Here is a 22539-nt window from a genome sequence, read left to right as displayed (position 1 = left end):
GGGTGCCTACGTCGCAAACGATTTGCGTCAGAAGCATCTTGCTGCTTCACGCTGCATTTCCTCGGACAGTATCAGCAGTTGCAGGTTCGTCCAACCACCCTGCACAAACGAAAACGCCCCGTCAGGACGGGGCGTTTTGCGTGGGCCAGCCAGTGTTACTTGGCAGGCGCTTCGGCTGGAGCGTCAGCAGGGGCTTCAGCTTCCGGCTCGGCGCCTTGCAGCTGGGCCGGATCCTTGATGGCGATCAGTTCCAGGTCGAACACCAGTACCGAGTTGGCCGGGATCAGCGGGCTTGGGCTCTGCGCGCCGTAGGCCAGTTCAGCCGGGATGAACAGCTTGTACTTCTCGCCGACGTGCATCAGTTGCAGGCCTTCGACCCAACCCGGGATCACGCCGCTGACCGGCAGGTCGATCGGGCTGCCGCGCTCGACGGAGCTGTCGAACACCTTGCCATCGATCAGCTTGCCTTCGTAGTGGACAGTGACCACGTCGGTCGGCTTGGGCTGCGGGCCGTCGGCCTTCTTGACCACTTCGTACTGCAGGCCCGAGGCAGTGGTGACCACGCCTGGCTTCTTGGCGTTTTCCTCAAGGAATTTCTTGCCGGCGGAGGCGGCTTCTTCGCTGGCCTTGGCCAGGCGCTCTTCGGCACGCTTCTGCAGCGCGGTGAAGGCTTCTACCAGCTCTTCGTCCTTGATGCGCTGTTCTTTCTTGCCAACGGCGTCTTCGATGCCGAGGGCGACTGCTTTCGAATCAAGGTCTTCCATGCCTTCCTGAGCCAGGCTCTTGCCCATGTTCAGGCCGATACCGTAGGAGGCTTTCTGTGCCGGAGTCTTCAGCTCGGGGCTGCTGGTCTGTTGATCACAGCCAGCCAGTACCAGGCCTACCAGGGCAACCGCAGCCGCCAAACGATGCTGTTTCATGCTATTTCCTTGTTCATGCGCCATAAGGGCAATCAGGGTAAAGCCGCGAGCTTAGCAGGCGGCCATGACCAATGGCTACCGGCATAGGAGCGGGTTTTGGTAAGGAAGTTCAGTAGTTAAACGGTTATTCATCAAAGGATGTGCAGCCATTGGCCAGTATTGACCGGTTATGCCGCCTTTGCCCGGTTTTGCGGGGGATTTATTTCGCTGAATGCCGAGAAGCCTGCATTGGCCCTCAGGGGTAATTGCCCTCACGGTACTGCCCCGCCACCTCGCGCAGCACTTCGCACACCCACTGCCCCGGCACGCTCTGGGGCAAGGCGGCATTGCGACAGATACCGACCGAGCCGCCCGGCTCGCGCACACCCAGGTCGAGCTCGACCAGCTCGCCCCGGCGCAGGTCGAGCAGCACCGCGTCGCGCGGCGCCACCCACACTGCATCGCTGCCCAGCAGGTAGCGCCGGCTCAGTGCCAGTGACAGGGTTTCCAGGCGCTGGGCCGGCATCTGGATGCCACATTGCACAAACAGGCTGTCGGCATGCTGGCGGATCGTGGTGCCTGCGGGCGGCAATACCAACGGGTAACGCCCCACCTGCGCCCGCTCCACCGGCGTGCCGGCCAGCAACGGGTGGCCAGGCCGCACCACCAGGCTCATCGACTCGCTGTACAGGTGCTCGAACGACAGGCCCTGGATCTGCGGGCTGTCGGTCATGCGCCCGACCACCAGCTCCAGTTCGCCCAGGCGCAACTGGCCGAGCAGTTGCGCGCTGACCCCGGTGACCACACTGATCACCAACGCGTCATGCCGCTGGTGCAGGCGGCACAGCACCTCGGGCATGAGCAGGCCTTCGACCGTGGACAGCACGCCGATACGCACCTGCGACGGCGCCCGCGCTTCACCACGCAGGCTGCTCACGCCATCGCGCAGGGCTTGCACGCTGGGTCCGGCGTAACGCATGAAACGCGTGCCGGCCGGGGTCAGCTCGACGCCCTGGCGGCTGCGCGCGAACAGGCGTGTTTCCAGCAGCTCTTCGAGTTCCTTGAGGGTCTTGGAGATGGCCGGCTGGCTGATTGCCAGGATGTCGGCAGCCCTGGCCAGGCTGCCCTGCCGGGCAATCTCCAGGAAGCACAGCAGGTGGCGGTACTTGATGCGGGTGTCGAGGTTCATGGGCTCAAGCTTACCGCATGCAGATAGCCTGTACCGGCCCTTTCGCGGGTAAACCCGCTCCCACAGGGATCTGCACAGTTCTCCAGACCTGTGCAGATCCCTGTGGGAGCGGGCGCGCCCGCGAAAGGGCCGGGACAGGCAGCAGATGAATATCAGGCCACAGCCAACTCCACCGTCTCACCACTCAAACGCACCGGCCACACCCGCAAACGCTGCCCGGAATCTTCCAGGCACTCCCCGCTCCGCAGGCTGAAGTGCTGCTTGTACAACGGCGCCGCCACCACCAGTTCGCCCTGCACACTGCCCACCAGCCCGCGGCCGATGATGTTGGCGCCGGAGCGCGGGTCGCGGTTGTCCACCGCGTACAGCGGCTGCGCCTGCCCTGGCAGGTAGAACAGCGCCACCTGGGCACCGTCAAGCCACACCACCACCCCGGAATCCGCCACCAGGTCATCCGCCTGGCACACGGCCTGCCAGGTTTCTCGGGTTTTCACAGCAGCATTGGACAGGTTCATCAGACAGCCTCCTCGACAGTTGGGATCAGGTGCAGCGGCGTAGCAGGCCGGCGCTGTTCACGTTCGCGCACGAAATGCACGTCCGGATCGGCACGGCGGTCGTTGACGAAGGTACGGAAGCGTTTGAGCTTCTCGGGGTCGTTGAGGGCGTTGGCCCACTCGCATTCGTACTGGTCCACCACATGCTGCATCTGCGCTTCCAGCTCGCTGGCCAGGCCCAGGCTGTCATCGATGACTACCTGTTTCAGGTAGTCCAGCCCGCCTTCCAGGTTCTCGCGCCACACCGAGGTGCGCTGCAGCTTGTCGGCGGTGCGGATGTAGAACATCAGCACGCGGTCGATCAGGCGTACCAGGGTCTCGTCATCAAGGTCGGTGGCGAACAGCTCGGCATGCCGCGGGCGCATGCCGCCGTTGCCACACACGTAAAGGTTCCAGCCCTTGTCGGTGGCGATCACGCCGATGTCCTTGCTCTGCGCCTCGGCACATTCACGGGTGCAGCCAGATACGGCGAACTTGAGCTTATGCGGGCTGCGCAGGCCTTTGTAGCGGTCTTCCAGGCGCAGGGCCATGCCAACACTGTCCTGCACGCCGTAACGGCACCAGGTGCTGCCGACGCACGATTTCACCGTGCGGGTCGACTTGCCATAGGCATGCCCGGTTTCAAAGCCGGCTTCGATCAGCTCGCCCCAGATCAGCGGCAGTTCGTGCAACTGGGCGCCGAACAGGTCGATGCGCTGGCCACCGGTGATCTTGGTGTACAGGTCGTACTTCTTGGCCACCTGGCCGATCACGATGAGCTTGTCGGGGGTGATTTCACCACCGGGGATACGCGGCACCACCGAGTAGGTACCGTTCTTCTGCATGTTGGCCATGAAGGTGTCGTTGGTGTCCTGTAGCGGCACCAGCGCCGGGTCCATGATCGGCTGGTTCCAGCACGAGGCCAGGATGTTGCCCACCGCCGGCTTGCAGATATCGCACCCAACATGGCCTTTGCCGTGACGTTCGAGCAGCTCGCTGAAGGTGCGGATGCCCTCCACCCGCACCAGCCCGTACAGCTCCTGGCGGGTGTAGGCAAAGTGCTCGCACAGGCTCTTGTCCACCGCCACGCCACGGGCGGTCAGCTCGTGCTCGAACACCTGCTTGAGCAGGGCCGCGCATCCACCACAACCGGTGGCAGCTTTGGTGCAGCCCTTGACGGCGGCAAGGTCGCCGCAGCCGCTGTCGATGGCGGCGCAGACCGCGCCCTTGCTGACGTTGTGGCAGGAGCAGATGGTCGCGCTGTCGGGCAGCGCATCGGCGCCCAGGGCCGGTGCGCCGCCGCCTTGCGGCAGGATCAGTGCCGCCGGGTCGGCCGGCAGGGCAATGCCGTTCTGGGCGTACTGCAACAGGGTGTCGTAGTAGCTGTTGTCGCCGACCAGCACCGCACCAAGTACGTGCTTGCCGCTGGCATCCACCACCAGCCGGCGGTAGGCGCTGTTGGCTTCGTCAATGAAGCGGTAGCTGCGTGCCCCCGGGGTGGCGCCATGGGCATCGCCGATGGAGCCGACATCCACGCCCAGCAACTTGAGCTTGGTGGACATGTCGGCACCGGTGAATTCGCCAGCGGCTTCCCCCATCAGCAGCGCCGCCAGGTTGCGCGCCATGCTGTAGCCCGGGGCAACCAGGCCGAACACGCTGCCGTTCCACGAGGCGCACTCACCGATGGCGAAAATGCGTGGGTCGCTGCTGCGGCAGTGGTTGTCGATCACCACCCCGCCACGCGCGGCGATATCCAGGCCACAGGCACGGCCCAGGGCATCCTGCGGGCGGATACCCGCGGAGAACACGATCAGGTCGGTTTCCAGGTGCTCGCCGCCATCGAAGTTCATGCGGTAGCGGTAGTCTTCCCCCGCACTGATCGACTGGGTGGCACGCGACAGATGCACACCCACGCCCAGCGCTTCGATCTGTGCCTTGAGCGCGGCGCCGCCCTCGCCGTCCAGCTGCACCGGCATCAGCCGTGGGGCGAACTCCACCACATGGGCTTCCAGGCCCAGCGACTTGAGGGCGTTGGCCGCTTCCAGGCCAAGCAGGCCACCGCCCACTACCACGCCACGGCGGGCGCTGGCTGCGGCAGCGCGGATGGCGTCGAGGTCGTCGAGGGTGCGGTAGACCAGCCGAGCATTGCCGCTGGAGCCTTCGATCGGTGGCACGAAGGGATAGGAGCCTGTGGCCAGCACCAGGTGGTCGTAACCGTAGCGGCCCTCAGCAGTGACCACTTCGCCGCACTCACGGTCAATTTCCAGTACCGCTTCGCCGAGGTGCAGGTGCACACCGTTGGCGCCGTAGAAGTCCTGCCCGCACAGGGCCAGGGTTTCGGCACAGCTGCCGCCGAAGTACTCGGACAAGTGCACGCGGTCGTAGGCGCGTTGGCGCTCTTCGCCGAACACATGCACCTCGAAGCGCTGCAGGGCGCCGCGGCTGACCAGTTGTTCGACGCAATGGTGGCCGACCATGCCGTTGCCGACGATGACCAGTCGCTCTCGTTGCCCGCTGCTCGCTGTTGCCTTCATAAGCCGATCCTCGATCAAAAAAAAAGCGCCTGGAGCCGAAGCTCCAGGCGCCTTTGCCTGTATTCATCGCGGTAGTGGGCCCGGGTTGATCGCCGTTGATCAGTGGGCTTTGTTGTAACTGGGATAAAGCAGGGACTGTGCCAACCCTGTTTCCTGTACTGGCCTCTTCGCGGTGTACGACCGCTCCCACAGGGTCCTCCACGTTTTTCAGACCTGTGCAGTACCTGTGGGAGCGGGCGTGCCCGCGAAGAGGCCAGCACGGCAAGTGCACATTCCAAGTGCATCACTCCCCATCTTGGCGCACATCAATACACATCCCGCCGATACCGCCTGGCCTTGCCCAGCGCTTCGACATAAGCCCCCGCCGCCGCCGCATCCATGCCGCCATGCTCGGCCACGATGGCCCGCAACGCCGCATCCACATCCCTGGCCATGCGCTGCGCATCGCCACACACAAAGAAGTACGCCCCCGCCTCCAGCCACTGCCACAACTGCGCGCCCTGTTCGAGCATGCGCTGCTGCACGTAGACCTTCTCGGCCTGGTCGCGTGAAAACGCCGTGTCCAGCCGCAAGTGCCCTGCAGCCTGCCAAGCTTGTAGCTGCTCCTGGTAATAGAAATCGGTGGCCGCGTACTGCTCGCCGAAGAACAGCCAGTTAGCCCCTTTCGCCCCGCGTGCCTCTCGTTCTTCGAGGAAGGCCCTGAACGGCGCAATACCAGTGCCGGGGCCGACCATGATCACCGGCACGCTGTCATCCTCGGGTAGGCGGAAGTGCTTCGACACCTGCGGGAAGATGGCCACCTTCAGCGCCTGTGCGCGGTCGGCAAGAAAGCTTGAACACACCCCTTTGCGCGCACCATAGCGCACCGTGGAAACGGTCAGGTGCACCTGCTCCGGGTGCGCCAGCAGGCTGGAGCTGATCGAATAGAGGCGCGGCTGCAACGGTTTGAGCAGGGCCAGCCAGCTGGCCAGCGGCAACTGCTGGGGGAAGGCGCGCAACACATCGACCAGTTGCCGGCCCCACAACCAGTCCTGCAGCTCGGCCTTGCACTCGGGCTGCAGCAGGCGCTGCAGGTCCGGGGCATTGCTGGCGAAGGCCTGCAACTGCTGCGCGGTGACCTTGGCAATCTCCAGGTGCGCTTGCAGGGCTTCAGTCAGCGGCATGGCGGGCTGGCCTTTGAGCTCGACCATGGTTTGGCCATCGAGCTGCATCAGCGCCAGCAGTTCGTCGACCAGCTGCGGGCAGTTGCGCGGCCACACGCCCAAGGCATCGCCCGCGGCATAGGTGAAGCCGCTGCCGCTCAGGTCGAATACCAGTTGACGGGTTTCCTTGCTGGCACCCGGGCCGTTGAGCAGGCGGTTTTCCAGCAAGGTGGCAGCCCAGGGTTGCTGCTTGCTGTAAGCCGCCACGGGCGCAGGCTCGGTGACCGGTTGCGGTGCGGCGGCACTGCCCAGCGTAGGCAACAGCGCATCGAGCCAGGCGGCGAAGGCGTCGTCGAAGTCCGGCTCGCAGTCCACCCGTTGCAGCAGGCGCCGCCCACCCAGTTCGGCCAGACGTTGGTCAAGCTTGCGGCCAAAGCCGCAGAACTGGTCGTAACTGGAATCGCCCAGGGCCAGTACGGCATAGCGCAGTTCGGCGCAGTGGGCGCCCTGCTCCCCCTGCAAGGCGTGCCAGAACGCCGCCGCGCTGTCGGGCGCGTCGCCATCGCCAAAGGTGCTGGCGATCAGCACCACGCTGGCGGCGCCCTGCAACTGACGCGGGCTGACCGCGTCCATGCAACTGAGCTGCACATCGAGGCCGGCACCACGCAGGCGCTCGGCACAGCGTTCGGCCAGCAACTCACCGTTGCCGGTCTGCGAGGCCCACAACACCTGGTGCCGTGGCGCCGCCAGCGCAGCATCGGGCAGTACCGGGGCTGGCAGGGTGTCCAGGCCAAGCAGACGGGACAGGGCGGCGGTCGGCGGAATGGCAGTGTTCAGATCAAGGGCTTCGATCCGCTCGCCTGCAACCCGCTCCAGGGTCACGGCACAGTGCTTGAACGCCGGCTGCAGCGACAGCGGGTCGACCGCATCGCAGGTCACGGCGTTGATCGCCAGCTGCTCGCCGATCAGGTCGTTCCAGTGAAATGGGGCAAAGCAGTTGCCCGGCATGACCCGGTCGCTGATTCGCGCGGGCAGCACGGCCTGCCCACGGCGCGAGCGGATGGCCACCTGGTCCTTTTCGGCGATGCCCAGACGGGCGGCATCGTCGCGGTGGATCTCCATGAAGGGGCCAGGCTCCAGCTTGTTCAGCGCCGGCACCTTGCCGGTCTTGGTCAGGGTGTGCCACTGGTGCTGTACGCGGCCGGTATTGAGCACCATGGGGTAATCGGCATCCGGCAGCTCCGCTGCCGGCAACCAGGGCCGGGCGAAGAAACGGGCCTTGCCGCTGGCGGTCGGGAAGGCCAACGCCGGGCATTCGCCCTGGGCGTCGTGCAACAGCGCCTGGCTGCTGCCGTCGTTGCGGTAGCGCAGCGGGCTGCGCGGGTTGTCGCGGCCCGGGGCGCAGGGCCACTGGCGCGGCTGCTCGCGCAGTTCGGCATAGCCGATACCACGCAGGTCGTAGCCGGAGGCCGGGTTATGGAAGCGGCGGATCTCCTCGTACACCGCTTCGGCATCGGGGTAGTCGAAGCCGTCGGCGTAGCCCATGGCGCAGGCGACCCGGGCGATGATCTGCCAGTCGGGCAGGCTCTGCCCGGGCGGCTCGACGGCGCGTGGCATCAGGGTGAGGTTGCGCTCGCTGTTGATCATCACGCCTTCCCCTTCAGCCCACAGTGCGGCCGGCAGGAGGATGTCGGCGTAACGGTTGGTTTCGGTGTCGAGGAAGGCATCCTGGGTAATCACCAATTCGGCCTGGCGCAGGCCGTCGATCACCTGCTGGCGGTTGGCGACGCTGGCCACCGGGTTGCTACAGATGACCCAGCAGGCTTTCACCGCGCCGCTTTTCATCTGTTCGAACAGCGCCACCGTGCCCTCGCCGCCCTCACTGCGCAGGCTGCCCGGTGCCAGTTGCCACTGCTGCTCGACGAAGGCGCGGTCTTGCGCTACCAGCGCCGAGCGCTGGCCTGGCAAACCCGGGCCCATATAGCCCATCTCGCGGCCGCCCATGGCATTGGGCTGGCCGGTCAGCGAGAACGGCCCGCTGCCGGGGCGGCAGATGGCGCCCGTGGCCAGATGCAGGTTGCAGATCGCATTGGTGTGCCAGGTGCCATGGATGCTCTGGTTCAGGCCCATGGTCCAGCAGCTCATCCAGTTGCTGGCGCCGCCGATCCATTCGGCGGCCCTGATGATGTCGGCCTCGGCCAGCCCGGTGATGGCGGCCACGCGTTCAGGGGTGTAGTCGTCGAGGAAAGCCGGCAGTTCGTCCCAGCCTTCTGTGTGGCGGGCGATGAAGTCGGGGTTGGTGTGGCCGTTGCGCTGCAACAGATACAACAGGCCATTGAGCAAGGCCATGTCGCTACCGGGACGCACTTGCAGGAACAGGTCGGCCTTATCGGCGGTGGCGCTGCGCCGCGGGTCGATGACGATAAGCTTGGCGCCCGCCCTCACCCGGTCGAGCAGGCGCAGGAACAGGATCGGGTGACAGTCGGCCATGTTGGCGCCGATCACCAGGAATACGTCGGCGTGCTCGAAGTCCTGGTAGCTGCCGGGCGGGCCATCGGCGCCAAGCGACAACTTGTAGCCGCTGCCAGCGCTGGCCATGCACAGGCGCGAGTTGGACTCGATGTGGCGAGTGCGGATAAAGCCCTTGGCCAGCTTGTTGGCCAGGTACTGGGCCTCCAGCGACATTTGCCCGGAAACGTACAGCGCCACGGCGTCCGGGCCGTGCTGGTCGATGATGCCGAGCAGGCGGCTAGCGGCAGTGGCGATGGCCTGGTCGATGCCGGTACGCGCTGGCTGCTGGCTGCGCTGCTGGCGCACATAGGCATCTTCCATACGGCCGGCAGCGGTCAGCGGCAGGTGTGCGGTGAGGCCTTTGGTGCACAGGCGGCCGAAGTTACTGGGGTGCAGCTTGTCGCCGCTGATCTTGCCGACCTTGCCATCGGCAACGCTCATGACGATGCCGCAACCGACGCCGCAGTAAGGGCAGACGCTGCGCACTTCGCTGTTGGCCATGGGCGGGCTCCTGTGAGAAACGCAAAAAGGCGCCGGCTGCCCCTGCTTGCTGGGCAAGCGGGGCAACACGGCGCCTTTGTCGTGAAGGTTTGTGGGCTGTCGACGTTGATAGCCCTGGGTAGCGGTAGATCAGCAATTAATGGGCCAGCTGTGCCTGCCCTTTCGCGGGTAAACCCGCTCCCACAGGATCACCACAGGTTTGCAGACTGTGCAGTCCCTGTGGGAGCGGGTTCACCCGCGAAGAGGCCGGCACAGGAGCGCACCATGCGGTGGCAACCCCGCACCCCGTGGCGCTATGCTGGGGCACATTCCAGCATGAGCCACTGCCCTCCCCCATGTCCCAGGTGATTCTCAAGACCCCCGCCCAACTCGACCTGATGCGCCGCGCCGGCCAGTTGCTGGCCCAGGTGTTCGCCGACCTCGACAGCTTCATCCGCCCCGGCGTGACCACGATGCAGATCAACGACCGTGCCGATGCGTTCATCATCGGCACGCTCAAGGCCCGCCCGGCAAGCAAGGGCCAGTACGGTTTCCCCTACTCGCTCAACACCTCGGTGGACCATGTGGTGTGCCATGGCATGCCCAAGGTCGATGAAGTGCTGAAGGAAGGCTCGATCATCAACGTCGACATCACCCTGGAGCAAGGCGGCTATATCGCCGACTCGTCGAAGATGTACAGCATCGGGCCGATCAGCGATGAGGCGCAGCGCCTGGTCGACACCACCTATGACGCGCTATGGAAAGGCATCGAACAGGTACGCCCCGGGGCGACGCTGGGTGATATCGGCCATGCCATCCAGACCCATGCCGAAGCGGCGGGTTACAGCGTTGTACGTGAGTATTGCGGACATGGCATTGGCCAGCAGATGCATGAAGGGCCTGAGGTGCTGCACGTTGGCCAGCGCGGGATGGGCATGAAGTTGAAGCCGGGGATGGTGTTTACCATCGAACCGATGATCAACCAGGGTGGGCGCGGGACGCGCACGCTGAAGGATGGCTGGACGGTGATTACCCGTGACCACAGCCTGTCGGCGCAGTGGGAGCATACGGTGGCGGTGACCGAGGATGGGTTTGAAGTGCTGACGTTGCGAGAAGAAGAACGTCGTAGCTGAAATTGCTACAGATCCTCTGTGGGAGCGGGTAAACCCGCGCCCACAGGGGCCAGGCATCGCCTGTTGGTTTTTTGCTCAATGCAGAAACAAAAAAAGCGACCCTAAGGTCGCTTTCTTTGTTACTTCCGGGTGTTCAGTAGGCCCTGGAAGTGAAATATGGCGCAGCGGACGGGACTCGAACCCGCGACCCCCGGCGTGACAGGCCGGTATTCTAACCGACTGAACTACCGCTGCGCTAAACATCGAGTGGTGGGTGATGACGGGATCGAACCGCCGACCCTCTGCTTGTAAGGCAGATGCTCTCCCGGCTGAGCTAATCACCCATGTCTCTCGGTGTGGCGCGCATTCTACGGGCGACTTTACGCTCTGGCAAGCACTTATCGAACTTTTTGCAAATTTCGGCGAAACACCAAATCACAGGCACAAAAAAAGCGACCCTAAGGTCGCTTTCTCTGTTACTTCCGGGTGTTCAGTAGGCCCTGGAAGTGAAATATGGCGCAGCGGACGGGACTCGAACCCGCGACCCCCGGCGTGACAGGCCGGTATTCTAACCGACTGAACTACCGCTGCGCTAAACATCGAGTGGTGGGTGATGACGGGATCGAACCGCCGACCCTCTGCTTGTAAGGCAGATGCTCTCCCGGCTGAGCTAATCACCCTTCGTCTCGGTGTGGCGCGCATTCTACGGACGGCCCTGTACCCTGGCAAGCACTTTTTTAACTTTTTTCAAAAAAAACCTCAGGCCTTTCAAAGACCTAGCGTTGCTACGCGCATCTTTACCTCCAGCAACCGCTACTGGCACTCCGACAGGGTTGGCCTGAGAGCACCGCTCGGAGAATAATGCCCGCCTTATGCATTAAGGAGAGATTGCCCCTCATGTGGTTCAAGAACCTGCTGACCTACCGCCTGACCCAGGATGTCCCATTCGAGCCTGAAGCGCTGGAAGCGGCCCTGGCCAGCAAGCCAGCCCGCCCCTGCGCCAGCCAGGAGCTGACCACCTATGGTTTCGTCGCGCCGTTCGGCAAAGGCGAAGACGCTCCCCTGGTGCATGTCAGCGGCGAGTACCTGCTGATTGCCGCACGCAAGGAAGAGCGCATCCTGCCCAGCAGCGTGGTCAACGACGCGGTGAAGGAGAAGGTCGAAGAGATCGAGACCGAGCAGATGCGCAAGGTCTATAAAAAGGAACGCGACCAGATCAAGGACGAGATCATCCAGGCCTTCCTGCCGCGCGCGTTCATTCGCCGCTCGATGATCTTCGCCGCCATCGCCCCGCGCCTGGGCATGGTCCTGGTCAACTCGGCCAGCGCCAAGCGTGCCGAAGACCTGCTGTCGACCCTGCGTGAAGTGATGGGTTCGCTGCCGGTGCGCCCGGCCACCGTGAAAATCGCACCGGTTGCCACCATGACCGATTGGGTCAAGTCGCAGGAAGCTGCCGAAGGCTTCTATGTGCTGGACGAATGCGAACTGCGCGACACCGCCGAAGACGGCGGCATCGTGCGCTGCAAGCGCCAGGACCTGACCGGCGAGGAAATCCAGCTGCACCTGAGCACTGGCAAGGTGGTCACCCAGTTGGCCCTGGCCTGGCAGGACAAGCTGTCGTTCATCCTGGATGACAAGATGGTGATCAAGCGCCTGAAGTTCGAAGAGCTGCTGCAGGAACAGGCCGAGCAGGATGGTGGCGACGAAGCTGCCCAGCAGTTCGATGCCAGCTTCCAGTTGATGATGATGACCTTTGCCGAATTCCTGCCGGTGCTGTTCGAGGCGCTGGGTGGGGAAGAGATTCCGCAAGGGGTCTGATGTGTTTTGAAATGCCGGTGCTGGCCTTGAAGTGATTTTTTGGCAGTGCCGGCCCTTTCGAGGCGTCGAACCGCCGCGAAAGGGCCAGTGAATTCAATAACGCTGTAAATGGAAAAGGACTTGCCCCATGCGTGCCCTCGCCGCCCTCAGCCGCTTCGTCGGCAACACCTTCGCCCTGTGGGTGCTGGTGTTCGCCGTGCTGGCCTTCCTGCAACCGCAATGGTTCATCGCCCTGAAGGTGGCCATCGTGCCGCTGCTGGGGCTGGTGATGTTCGGCATGGGCCTCACCCTCAAGCTCGATGACTTTGCCGCCCTCGCCCGCCAGCCCTGGCGGGTGATGCTGGGGGTGGTCGCGCACTTCGTGATCATGCCGGGCGTGGCCTGGCTGCTGTGCCAGCTATTCCACCTGCCGGCGGAAATCGCCGTAGGCGTGATTCTGGTCGGTTGCTGCCCGAGTGGCACGGCGTCGAACGTGATGGTCTGGCTGTCCAAGGGCGACCTGGCGCTGGCGGTGGCGATCGCTGCGGTGACCACCCTGCTCGCCCCGCTGTTGACCCCGGCACTGATCTGGTTCCTCGCCTCCGCCTGGCTGCCGGTGTCCTTCATGGACATGTTCTGGTCGATCCTGCAGTTGGTGATGCTGCCGATCGTGCTCGGCGTGCTGGCCCAACGGCTGCTTGGCGCCCGGGTGCAGGCGGCGGTGCAGGTGCTGCCGCTGGTGTCGGTGGTGAGCATCGTGATGATCGTGTGCGCGGTGGTGGCGGCCAGCCAGGCCAAGATCGCCGAGTCGGGGCTGCTGATCATGGCGGTGGTGATATTGCACAACAGCTTCGGCTACTTGCTGGGGTACTTGACCGGCAGGCTGTGCAAGCTGCCACTGGCCCAGCGCAAGTCGCTGGCACTGGAGGTGGGCATGCAGAACTCCGGGCTGGGCGCAGCACTGGCGGCGGCGCATTTTTCGCCGCTGGCTGCGGTGCCGAGTGCGTTGTTCAGCGTTTGGCACAATATTTCCGGGGCGCTGCTGTCGACCTGGTTCCGGCGCATGGGGGAGCCTGTGGCCGAAGCTGAAGGTGGGGAGCCGGCCAGGCATTGATGGTGTCTGCACTGGCCCTTTCGCGGGTAAACCCGCTCCCACAGGTACTGCGCAGGTATGAAAATTGTGGAGATTCCTGTGGGAGCGGGTTTACCCGCGAAGAGGCCCGCACAGGCTTGCCCAGAGGGCTGCATATGTGCACCATGGTACCCACTGCGAGGACGACCTCGCGACGCACCGCGTGACCACTCCGGGGACGGCCCCATCATTTACAACGATGGAGACGCTCCATGTCCTGGATCATCCTGTTCTTCGCCGGCCTGTTCGAGGTCGGCTGGGCCGTCGGCCTGAAATACACCGACGGCTTCAGCAAACCACTGCCCACCGTCCTCACCGTCGCCGCCATGGCCATCAGCCTGGGCCTGCTGGGCCTGGCCATGAAAGAGCTGCCGCTGGGCACCGCCTATGCCATCTGGACCGGCGTCGGCGCCGTTGGCACGGTGATCGCCGGCATCATCCTGTTCGGCGAGTCCATGGCCCTGGTACGCCTGGCCAGCGTGGCGCTGATCGTTACCGGCCTGGTCGGCCTGAAAGTCAGCGCCAGCTAACGCCCCCCTAGCGGAGGTCGCCGCGCAGGCGGCTGACCTGCTCACGCAACGCTTCTGGCTGCGCCGCTTCCACCGGGATGGCGGCGCCTGCCACGATGGTCACCCGCGACCACAGGCGCTTGAAAAAACCTTTGGCCGGGTCCCGGCTGAAGAAGCTGCCCCACAGCCCCTGCAACGCCAACGGAATGACCGGCACCGGAGTTTCTTCGAGGATGCGGTTGACGCCGCCCTTGAACACATCGATTTCGCCGTCCCCGGTCAGCTTGCCCTCCGGGAAGATGCACACCAGCTCGCCATCGGCCAGATACTCGGCAATGCGCGCGAAAGCACGCTCGTAGATAGCCTGGTCTTCGTTGCGCCCGGCAATCGGGATGGCGCCTGCGGTGCGGAACACGAAGTTGAGCACTGGCAGGCTGTAGATCTTGTAGTACATGACAAAGCGTATCGGGCGGCGGATCGCCCCGCCCAGCAGCAGTGCATCGACGAACGACACATGGTTGCACACCAGCAACGCCGCACCTTCGTCAGGGATGCGCTCAAGGTCGCGGTGCTGCACGCGGTACATCGAATGGCTGAGCAGCCAGATCAGGAAGCGCATGGTGAACTCGGGCACGATCCTGAAGATATAGGCGTTGACCGCGATGTTGAGCAGCGACACCACCAGGAACAGCTGCGGGATGGTCAACTCGGCCAGGCCCAGCAGGATGATGGTGAGTACTGCCGAGACCACCATGAACAGGGCATTGAGGATGTTGTTGGCTGCAATCACCCGAGCGCGCTGGTCTTCGGCGGTGCGGGCCTGGATCAGTGCATACAGCGGCACGATGTAGAAGCCGCCGAACACCCCGAGGCCAACGATCGACAGCAGGATCCACCAGGCCTGGCCCATGCCCAACAGCGTCAGCCAGTCGTGCGGTACTGCCGCAGCAGGTACATCGCCGGAGTGCCACCACCACAGCAGGCCAAACAGGCTCAGGCCGAACGAGCCGAACGGTACCAGGCCGATTTCCACCTTGCGCCCGCTCAGCCGCTCGCACAGCAGCGAACCCAGGGCGATCCCCACCGAGAACAAGGTCAGCACCAGGGTCACCACCGTGCCATCACCGTGCAGCCAGTCCTTGGCGTAGGCCGGGATCTGCGTGAGGTAGATGGCACCGACGAACCAGAACCACGAGTTGCCGACGATCGAACGCGACACCGCCGGCGGCTGCCCCAGGCCCATGCGCAGGATCGCCCACGACTGCTTGAAGATGTTCCAGTCCAGCGGCATTTGCGGTGAGGCGGCAGCGGCCCGCGGGATCCAGCGGCTGGCCAGGTAGCCGAGCACGGCGGTGCCGACCACGCCACCGGCCACCACGGTGGCATAGCTGTCGGCCGACATCATCACCCCGGCGCCGATGGTGCCGGCGAGGATGGCCAGGAAGGTACCGGTTTCGACCAGGCCGTTGCCGCCGACCAGTTCTTCCTCGCGCAGGGCCTGCGGCAAGATGGAGTACTTCACCGGCCCGAACAGGGCCGAGTGGGTCCCCATGCCGAACAGCGCCACCAGCATCAGCCCCAGGTGATTGGTGATGAAACCGAGTGCGCCGACCGACATGATCGCGATCTCGGCCAGCTTGATCGCCCGGATCAGCGCGTCCTTGGCGAACTTCTCGCCAAACTGCCCGCCCAGCGCCGAAAACAGGAAGAACGGCAGGATGAACAGCAGGGCGCACAGGTTGACCCAGATCGAACGGTCACCGTCGCCCAGGCTGAGCTTGAACAGGATCGCCAGGATCAGCGACTGCTTGAACAGGTTGTCGTTGAAGGCACCCAGCGACTGAGTGATGAAAAACGGCAGGAAACGCCGCTTGCCGAGCAAGGTGAATTGCGAGGAGTGACTCATCGTCCTTGGTCCTGAGGGCTTTTCAATTGGAGGCGCGCCGGGCGCGACAAGCCACAAATCTGCATGGGAAATACGCTGGCTGGCAAGCGCTCGAGGATTTTGGAGGACTGTACCGGCCCTTTCGCGGGCACGCCCGCTCCCACAGGAATATCACATGCCTTGAGGGCAGCGCCGTACCTGTGGGAGCGGGCGTGCCCGCGAAAGGCCTGCGCAGCAGGCCTCTGTTGGCATATGCTGCCCCTCCGGCAAAACAGAACAACAAGGATGTGGTCATGCTCGCCGCCATAAAACGCTACCCGCACACCGTTCGCCTGCTGCTTACCACCACCTTCACCCTCACTGTCGCCCGCGCCCTTACCCTGCCCTACCTGGTGGTGTACCTGGCCGACAACTTCCAGCTGCCGATCAGCCAGATCGGCCTGCTGATCGGTGGCGCGCTGATCATCGCCTCGCTGCTGAGCCTGTATGGCGGTCACCTGGTGGATACCTTGCGCAACCACACACTGGTCAGCGCCAGCACCCTGCTGTTTGCCCTGGCCTTCGTCGGCGCGGTCGTCAGCAACTCGGCGCTGCTGTTCTTTCTCTGCCTGGTCCTGATCAACCTGGCCCTGGCAGTGGTCGACATCGCCGCCAAGGCGGGCTTCTGCGCGTTGCTGCCGGTGGAGGAACGGGCCGAAGTGTTCGCCATCAAGTACACCCTCAGCAACGTCGGCTACGCGGCCGGCCCGCTGCTGGGCGTGGCCATGCTGGAGTTGAACGACCATATGCCGTTCATCGCCTCTGCCCTGCTAGGCCTGAGTATGTGCCTGGCCTACTGGCGCCTGGGTGATCGCAGCCTGCAGGCCAGTGCGCCGGACAAGCCCGGGGTCGGCTTTGCCCAGGTGGCGCTGGGGCTGGCCCGTGACCGGCGGCTGGTATGCTTCACCCTGGGCGGGGTGCTTAGCGCAGTGGTGTTCGGCCAGTTCACCGCCTACCTGTCGCAGTACCTGGTGGTGACCAGCAGCCCGGCCGAGGCAGCGCGCCTGGTCGGTTACCTGGTGACCACCAACGCGGTGACGGTGATTGCCCTGCAGTACCTGATTGGCCGACGCATCAGCCGTCAGCGCCTGATGCCCTGGCTGCTGGCCGGCATGGGCCTGTTCATCGCCGGGCTGCTGGGCTTTGCCCTGGCCGGCTCGGCGCTGGCGTGGTGCCTGGCGATGCTGGTGTTCACCCTGGGCGAGATCATCGTGATCCCGGCCGAGTACATGTTCATCGACCTGATCGCGCCGGAGCACCTGCGTGGGGTGTATTACGGTGCGCAGAACCTGTCCAACCTCGGCGCGGCGCTGGGGCCGGTGATGGTGGGGTTTGCCCTGGTGCACCTGTGGCCGGGGGCGATCTTCTACCTGCTGGTGTTGTCGGTGATACTGGCAGGGGTGTTTTATTGGCTGGGTACCCGTAAAGGATGATGTTTGCTCTGCTGGCCGTTTCGCGGGTGAACCCGCTCCCACAGGGACAGCGCCGCTTTCGAAGCCTGTGCCGTACCTGTGGGAGCGGGTTCACCCGCGAAAGGGCCGGCACAGGTTAAAGAGAACCCTGCGACCACCTGCCACTGCGACCATCGTCTGCGCTGACGAAGCGGCACCTGCGTGCCAGACTGATTGATCGGGACCGCGTTATCTTTTTGCTTCGGAGTCTTCATGTCGTTGTCCAGCGGGCTGATCGCCGTGGTCGCCCTGGCCTATATGGCCATCATGTTCGCCATCGCCTTCTACGGCGACCGCCGCAGCACGCCGTTGCCGCCGAAGCTGCGTGCCTGGGTGTACAGCCTGTCGCTGGCCGTGTACTGCACCAGCTGGACCTTCTTCGGCGCGGTCGGCCAGGCCGCCGAACAGCTCTGGGCATTCCTGCCGATCTACCTGGGCCCGGTGCTGCTGCTGATCTTCGCGCCCTGGGTGCTGCAGAAGATGGTGCTGATCAGCAAGCAACAGAACATCACCTCGATCGCCGACTTCATCGCCGCGCGCTACGGCAAGTCGCAGTCCCTGGCGGTAGTCGTGGCGCTGATCTGCCTGGTCGGCGTGCTGCCGTACATCGCCTTGCAGCTCAAGGGCATCGTGCTCGGCGTCAACTTGCTGATCGGCGCCAATGCCGACGCCACAGGCACCCGCGTGCAGGACACCGCGCTGGTGGTATCGCTGGTACTGGCACTGTTCGCCATCGTCTTCGGTACCCGCAGCCTGGACGTGACCGAACACCACCGTGGCATGGTCCTGGCAATTGCCTTCGAATCGCTGATCAAGCTGCTGGCCTTCCTCGCCGTGGGCATCTTCGTCGTCTTCAACCTGTATGACGGCTTCGACGACCTGTTCAACCAGGCCCGCCAGTCGATCCACCTGCAGGACTATTGGCAGGAGACCATCAACTGGCCGTCGATGGTGGTGCAGACCGCCGTGGCGATGATGGCGATCATTTGCCTGCCACGGCAGTTCCACGTCACCGTGGTGGAAAACATCGAACCCCAGGACATGCGCCTGGCGCGCTGGGTGTTCCCGATGTACCTGGCGCTGGCCGCTTTGTTCGTGGTGCCTATCGCCCTGGCCGGGCAGATGTTGCTGCCGGGCACGGTGATCTCGGATTCGTTCGTCATCAGCCTGCCGCTGGCCGAAGCACACCCGAGCCTGGCCCTGCTGGCATTCATCGGTGGCGCCTCGGCGGCAACCGGCATGGTCATCGTCGAGGCCGTGGCGCTGTCGACCATGGTCTCCAACGACATGCTGCTGCCCTGGTTGCTGCGCCGTACCAACGCCGAGCGGCCATTCGAGGCGTTCCGCCACTGGATGCTCTCGGTTCGCCGGGTGAGCATCGTGGTGATCCTGCTGCTGGCCTATGTCAGCTACCGCCTGCTGGGCTCCACCGCCAGCCTGGCGACTATCGGCCAGATCGCCTTTGCCGCCGTGACCCAGCTGACCCCGGCCATGCTCGGTGCGCTGTACTGGAAGCAGGCCAACCGCCGTGGCGTGTTCGCCGGCCTGGCCGCAGGTATTTTCCTGTGGTTCTACACCCTGGTGCTGCCAATTGCCGCGCACAGCGTGGGCTGGTCGCTGCAGCTGTTCCCAGGGTTGGCGTGGCTGCACGGCAACCCGCTGAATCTGCCGATCAGCCCGCTGACCCAGGGCGTGGTGCTGTCACTGGCGGGCAACTTCACCCTGTTCGCCTGGGTCTCGGTGCTGTCGCGCACACGGGTTTCCGAGCATTGGCAGGCCGGCCGCTTCATCGGCCAGCAGACCAGCGCCAGACCCAGCAGCAAGCCGCTGCTGGCGGTGCAGATCGACGACCTGCTGACCCTGGCCTCACGCTTTGTCGGCGAGGAGCGCGCCCGGCAGAGTTTCATCCGCTTCGCCTACCGCCAGGGCAAGGGCTTCAACCCCAACCAGAACGCCGATGGCGACTGGATCGAACACACCGAACGCCTGCTGGCCGGTGTACTCGGCACCTCATCGACCCGCGCCGTGGTCAAGGCCGCCATCGAAGGCCGCGACATGCAGCTGGAAGACGTGGTGCGTATCGCCGACGAGGCCAGCGAGGTGCTGCAGTTCAACCGCGCCCTGCTGCAAGGCGCCATCGAAAACATCAACCAGGGTATCAGCGTGGTCGACCAGAACCTGCACCTGGTGGCCTGGAACCGCCGCTACCTGGAACTGTTCAACTATCCCGACGGGCTGATCAGCGTGGGCCGGCCGATTGCCGACATCATTCGCTACAACGCCGAGCGTGGCCTGTGCGGCCCCGGCGAGGCGCAGGTGCATGTGGCGCGGCGCCTGCACTGGATGCGCCAGGGCCGTGCGCACTCCTCCGAGCGCTTGTTCCCCAATGGCCGGGTGATCGAACTGATCGGCAACCCGATGCCGGGCGGTGGCTTCGTCATGAGCTTCACCGACATCACCCCGTTCCGCGAGGCCGAGCAGGCCCTGCGCGACGCCAACGAAGGCCTGGAGCAACGGGTAGCGGAGCGTACCCACGAGCTGTCGCAACTGAACCAGGCGTTGTCCGAAGCCAAGAGCCGTGCCGAAGCGGTGAGCCAGTCCAAGACCCGCTTCCTGGCCGCGGTCAGCCACGACCTGATGCAGCCGCTGAACGCTGCCCGGCTGTTCTCCGCCGCCTTGTCGCAGCAGGCCGAGGGCATGAATGAAGAAGCCCGGCAACTGGTACAGCACATGGACAGCTCGCTGCGCTCGGCCGAAGAGCTGATCAGCGACCTGCTGGACATCTCGCGCCTGGAAAACGGCAAGATCACCCCGGATGCCAAGCCCTTCGCCCTCAACGAACTGTTCGACACCCTGGGCGCCGAATTCAAGGTGCTGGCCGCCGAGAAGGGCCTGGAATTCCGCCTGCGCGGCAGCCGCCTGCGGGTGGACAGCGACATGAAGCTGCTGCGCCGGGTACTGCAGAACTTCCTGACCAACGCCCTGCGTTATGGCAAGAGCCCGATCCTGCTGGGCGCACGGCGCCAGGGTGAACAGTTGTGGCTTGAGGTGTGGGACCGCGGCCCGGGCATCGCCGACGACAAACTGCAGGTGATCTTCCAGGAGTTCAAGCGCCTGGACAGCCACCAGACCCGCGCCGAGAAGGGCCTGGGCCTGGGACTGGCGATCGCTGATGGCCTGTGCCGGGTACTTGGACACAAGCTGGAGGTGCGCTCGTGGCCGGGCAAGGGCACGGTGTTCCGCGTCAGCGTACCGATTGCCCGCCAGGCCGCGCCGGTGCCCAGCGCCCCAGTGGAACAGGGCGGCCAGCCGCTGGCCGGGCTGCAGGTACTGTGCGTGGACAACGAAGACAGCATCCTGATCGGCATGAACAGCCTGCTCAGCCGCTGGGGGTGCCAGGTGTGGACCGCGCGCAACCGCGCCGAATGCGAAGCCCTGCTGGCCAAGGGCATGCGCCCGCACCTGGCGCTGGTGGACTACCACCTGGACGACGGCGAGACCGGTACCGGGCTGATGGGCTGGCTACGCGCGCGCCTGGGTGAACCGGTGCCGGGCGTGGTGATCAGCGCCGACGGCAGCAAGGAAACCATCGCCATGGTGCATGCCTCGGGCCTGGACTACCTGGCCAAGCCGGTCAAGCCGGCGGCCCTGCGCGCCCTGCTCAATCGCCATCTGAGCCTGGTTCAGTAAGCGCTTCGTCCGGCAACGCCTCGTCGGACAGCGCCCGCTCCAGCAGGTCGGCCGGCAGGCTCTTGCTGGCACGGGCGCCCAGCAGCTTCAGCTGTTCGCTGCGGCTGACCAGGTTGCCGCGCCCTTCGCACAGCTTGTTGCGCGCGGCGGCATAGGCCTTGTCCACCTGCTGCAAGCGGTTGCCCAGTTCGTCCAGGTCCTGGATGAACAGTACGAACTTGTCGTACAGCCAGCCGGCACGCTCGGCGATCTCGCGGGCGTTCTGGCCCTGGCGTTCCTGCTTCCACAGGCTGTCGATCACCCGCAGGGTAGCGAGCAAGGTGGTCGGGCTGACGATCACGATCTGCCGGTCGAAGGCTTCCTGGAACAGGTTCGGCTCGGCTTGCAGGGCCGCCGAGAAAGCTGCCTCGATCGGCACGAACAGCAGCACGAAATCCAGGCTATGCAGGCCTTCGAGGCGATTGTAGTCCTTGCTCGACAGGCCTTTGACGTGGCTGCGCAGCGACTGCACGTGCTGCTTGAGCGCAGCCTCGTCGTTGCCGGCGACGAACTGCTGGTAGGCGGTGAGGCTGACCTTGGCATCCACCACCACCTGCTTGTCACCGGGCAGCATGATCAGCACATCGGGCTGGAAGCGCTCGCCGTCTGCGCTCTTCAGGCTGACCTGGGTCTGGTATTCGCGGCCCTTTTCCAGGCCGGCATGCTCCAACACCCGTTCGAGGATCAGTTCCCCCCAATTACCCTGGGTTTTCTGCCCTTTCAGGGCCTGGGTCAGGTTGGTGGCTTCATCGGACAGGCGCAGGTTGAGTTGCTGCAGACGCTCCAGCTCCTTGCCCAGCGAGAAGCGTTCGCGGGCTTCCTGCTGGTAGCTTTCCTCCACGCGTTTTTCGAAGGCCTGGATACGCTCCTTGAGCGGGTCGAGCAACTGGCCGAGATGCTGCTGGCTGGTCTGGGCAAAGCGCTGCTCGCGCTCGTCGAAGATTTTGGTGGCCATGTCGGCGAACTGGGCGCGCAGGGTATCGCGGGCTTCCTGCAGGTCCTCCAGACGCTGCTGGTGGCTTTCCTGCTGCTCGCGCAGTTCGGCGTCCAGGCGTGCAGTCTGGGCCTCCAGGCGGCGCAGTTCGGCTTCGCGGTTGGCGCGCTCGAGGTTCCAGGCGTGGGCGGCGTCCCGGGCGTTGTCGCGTTCGATCTGCAGCAGTTCCAGCTCACGGCCCTGGGCGGCCAGCTGGGTCTGCTTGACGGTGTTGGCTTCGCTGAGGTCGCTGACCTCGTCGCGGCAAGCGTCCAGTTGCGCCTGCAGGCCGGCCTGGGCCAGCTGGGCAGCATTGAGGCGCTCTTCGAGCAAGGCCTGCTCGCCTTGTCGCGCGCCCTGTCGGCGCTGCACCTGCATGACCCAACCCAGGCAGGGCAATGCACCTGCCACCAAGCCCAGCAGAATGCTGGCCAGATCCACTGTCATGCTTACCCCGAATGATCCTGGATGAATGCAGCGCAGCTTATCAGCCTGAGCGATGTGTTGCCTGTTCCGGCCTCTTCGCGGGTAAACCAGCTCCCACAGGGATTGCACAGTATCCGAGGTATAGCTATTCCGGTGGGAGCGGGTTTACTCGCGAAGAGGCCAGAACAGGCAACCCAC

General features: G+C 64.6%; 13 protein-coding genes and 4 tRNA genes. 6 read left to right on the top strand and 11 right to left on the bottom strand.

The features are described from left to right. Nucleotides 1–155 precede the first annotated feature (155 nt). From ACIQYU_RS03625 to ACIQYU_RS03605, 5 genes are all read right to left on the bottom strand, one after another. The gene (locus tag ACIQYU_RS03625; RefSeq protein WP_063911580.1) at nt 156–920 is read right to left on the bottom strand and encodes an FKBP-type peptidyl-prolyl cis-trans isomerase; all 765 of its coding nucleotides are present in this window, start codon (nt 918–920) and stop codon (nt 156–158) included. Nucleotides 921–1155: 235 nt separating this feature from the next. Then, the gene (pcaQ, locus tag ACIQYU_RS03620) at nt 1156–2088 is read right to left on the bottom strand and encodes a pca operon transcription factor PcaQ (protein ID WP_233693972.1); all 933 of its coding nucleotides are present in this window, start codon (nt 2086–2088) and stop codon (nt 1156–1158) included. A 152-nt stretch (nt 2089–2240) separates the two neighbouring features. After that, nucleotides 2241–2603, bottom strand: a complete 363-nt coding sequence (nirD, locus tag ACIQYU_RS03615) for a nitrite reductase small subunit NirD (RefSeq protein WP_207829200.1) — start codon at nt 2601–2603, stop codon at nt 2241–2243. Continuing rightward, nucleotides 2603–5155, bottom strand: coding sequence for a nitrite reductase large subunit NirB (nirB, locus tag ACIQYU_RS03610; protein WP_402798292.1), 2553 nt, complete (start codon nt 5153–5155; stop codon nt 2603–2605). The genes nirD and nirB overlap by 1 nt, the downstream gene beginning before the upstream one ends. A 305-nt stretch (nt 5156–5460) precedes the next feature. Next, complete coding sequence (locus ACIQYU_RS03605) at nt 5461–9309, bottom strand: molybdopterin-dependent oxidoreductase (protein WP_402798290.1); 3849 nt, start codon at nt 9307–9309, stop codon at nt 5461–5463. 335 nt (nt 9310–9644) lie between these two features. On the opposite strand from ACIQYU_RS03605, the gene map reads away from it, so the two are divergent. Next, entirely contained in the window at nt 9645–10421 is a 777-nt protein-coding gene (gene map, locus ACIQYU_RS03600) for a type I methionyl aminopeptidase (RefSeq protein ID WP_402798288.1), read from the top strand. 157 nt (nt 10422–10578) lie between these two features. Here map and ACIQYU_RS03595 read toward each other — a convergent pair. The 4 genes from ACIQYU_RS03595 to ACIQYU_RS03580 form a co-directional block, all read right to left on the bottom strand. Beyond that, nucleotides 10579–10655 (bottom strand) — tRNA-Asp (locus ACIQYU_RS03595). A gap of 13 nt (nt 10656–10668) precedes the next feature. Beyond that, nucleotides 10669–10744 (bottom strand) — tRNA-Val (locus tag ACIQYU_RS03590). Nucleotides 10745–10914: 170 nt separating this feature from the next. Next, nucleotides 10915–10991: transfer RNA gene (locus tag ACIQYU_RS03585), tRNA-Asp, on the bottom strand. Nucleotides 10992–11004: 13 nt separating this feature from the next. Next, a tRNA-Val gene (locus tag ACIQYU_RS03580) sits at nt 11005–11080 on the bottom strand. Nucleotides 11081–11297: 217 nt separating this feature from the next. Here ACIQYU_RS03580 and rdgC point away from each other — a divergent pair. From rdgC to sugE, 3 genes are all read left to right on the top strand, one after another. Next, entirely contained in the window at nt 11298–12218 is a 921-nt protein-coding gene (gene rdgC, locus ACIQYU_RS03575; protein WP_207829237.1) for a recombination-associated protein RdgC, read from the top strand. Between the two features lie 127 nt (nt 12219–12345). Then, nucleotides 12346–13311 (top strand): bile acid:sodium symporter family protein, encoded by a 966-nt coding sequence (locus ACIQYU_RS03570; protein ID WP_233687915.1) that lies wholly within the window; start codon nt 12346–12348, stop codon nt 13309–13311. Nucleotides 13312–13541: 230 nt separating this feature from the next. Then, nucleotides 13542–13859, top strand: a complete 318-nt coding sequence (sugE, locus tag ACIQYU_RS03565; RefSeq protein WP_023379200.1) for a quaternary ammonium compound efflux SMR transporter SugE — start codon at nt 13542–13544, stop codon at nt 13857–13859. Nucleotides 13860–13866: 7 nt separating this feature from the next. Here sugE and ACIQYU_RS03560 read toward each other — a convergent pair whose 3' ends face one another. Continuing rightward, a complete protein-coding gene (locus ACIQYU_RS03560) occupies nt 13867–15744 on the bottom strand; it encodes a 1-acyl-sn-glycerol-3-phosphate acyltransferase (protein ID WP_207829242.1) in 1878 nt (625 codons plus the stop codon). Nucleotides 15745–16016: 272 nt separating this feature from the next. Between ACIQYU_RS03560 and ACIQYU_RS03555 the strand changes: the two genes are divergently transcribed. Both ACIQYU_RS03555 and ACIQYU_RS03550 read left to right on the top strand, forming a co-directional pair. Further along, complete coding sequence (locus tag ACIQYU_RS03555) at nt 16017–17195, top strand: MFS transporter (RefSeq protein ID WP_207829244.1); 1179 nt, start codon at nt 16017–16019, stop codon at nt 17193–17195. Nucleotides 17196–17426: 231 nt separating this feature from the next. Next, nucleotides 17427–20903, top strand: a complete 3477-nt coding sequence (locus ACIQYU_RS03550) for a NahK/ErcS family hybrid sensor histidine kinase/response regulator (protein ID WP_402798283.1) — start codon at nt 17427–17429, stop codon at nt 20901–20903. On the opposite strand, the gene rmuC is transcribed toward ACIQYU_RS03550, so the two are convergent. Continuing rightward, nucleotides 20875–22248 (bottom strand): DNA recombination protein RmuC, encoded by a 1374-nt coding sequence (gene rmuC / locus ACIQYU_RS03545; RefSeq protein ID WP_207829543.1) that lies wholly within the window; start codon nt 22246–22248, stop codon nt 20875–20877. The two genes, ACIQYU_RS03550 and rmuC, sit on opposite strands and share 29 nt — an antisense overlap. Between the last annotated feature and the right edge of the window lie 291 nt (nt 22249–22539).

The organism is Pseudomonas sp. NPDC096925, from assembly GCF_044762545.1.
GTDB lineage: Bacteria > Pseudomonadota > Gammaproteobacteria > Pseudomonadales > Pseudomonadaceae > Aquipseudomonas.
The sequence above is the reverse complement of the archived record's forward strand: the minus strand, read 5'-3'. Positions and strand labels throughout refer to the sequence as shown.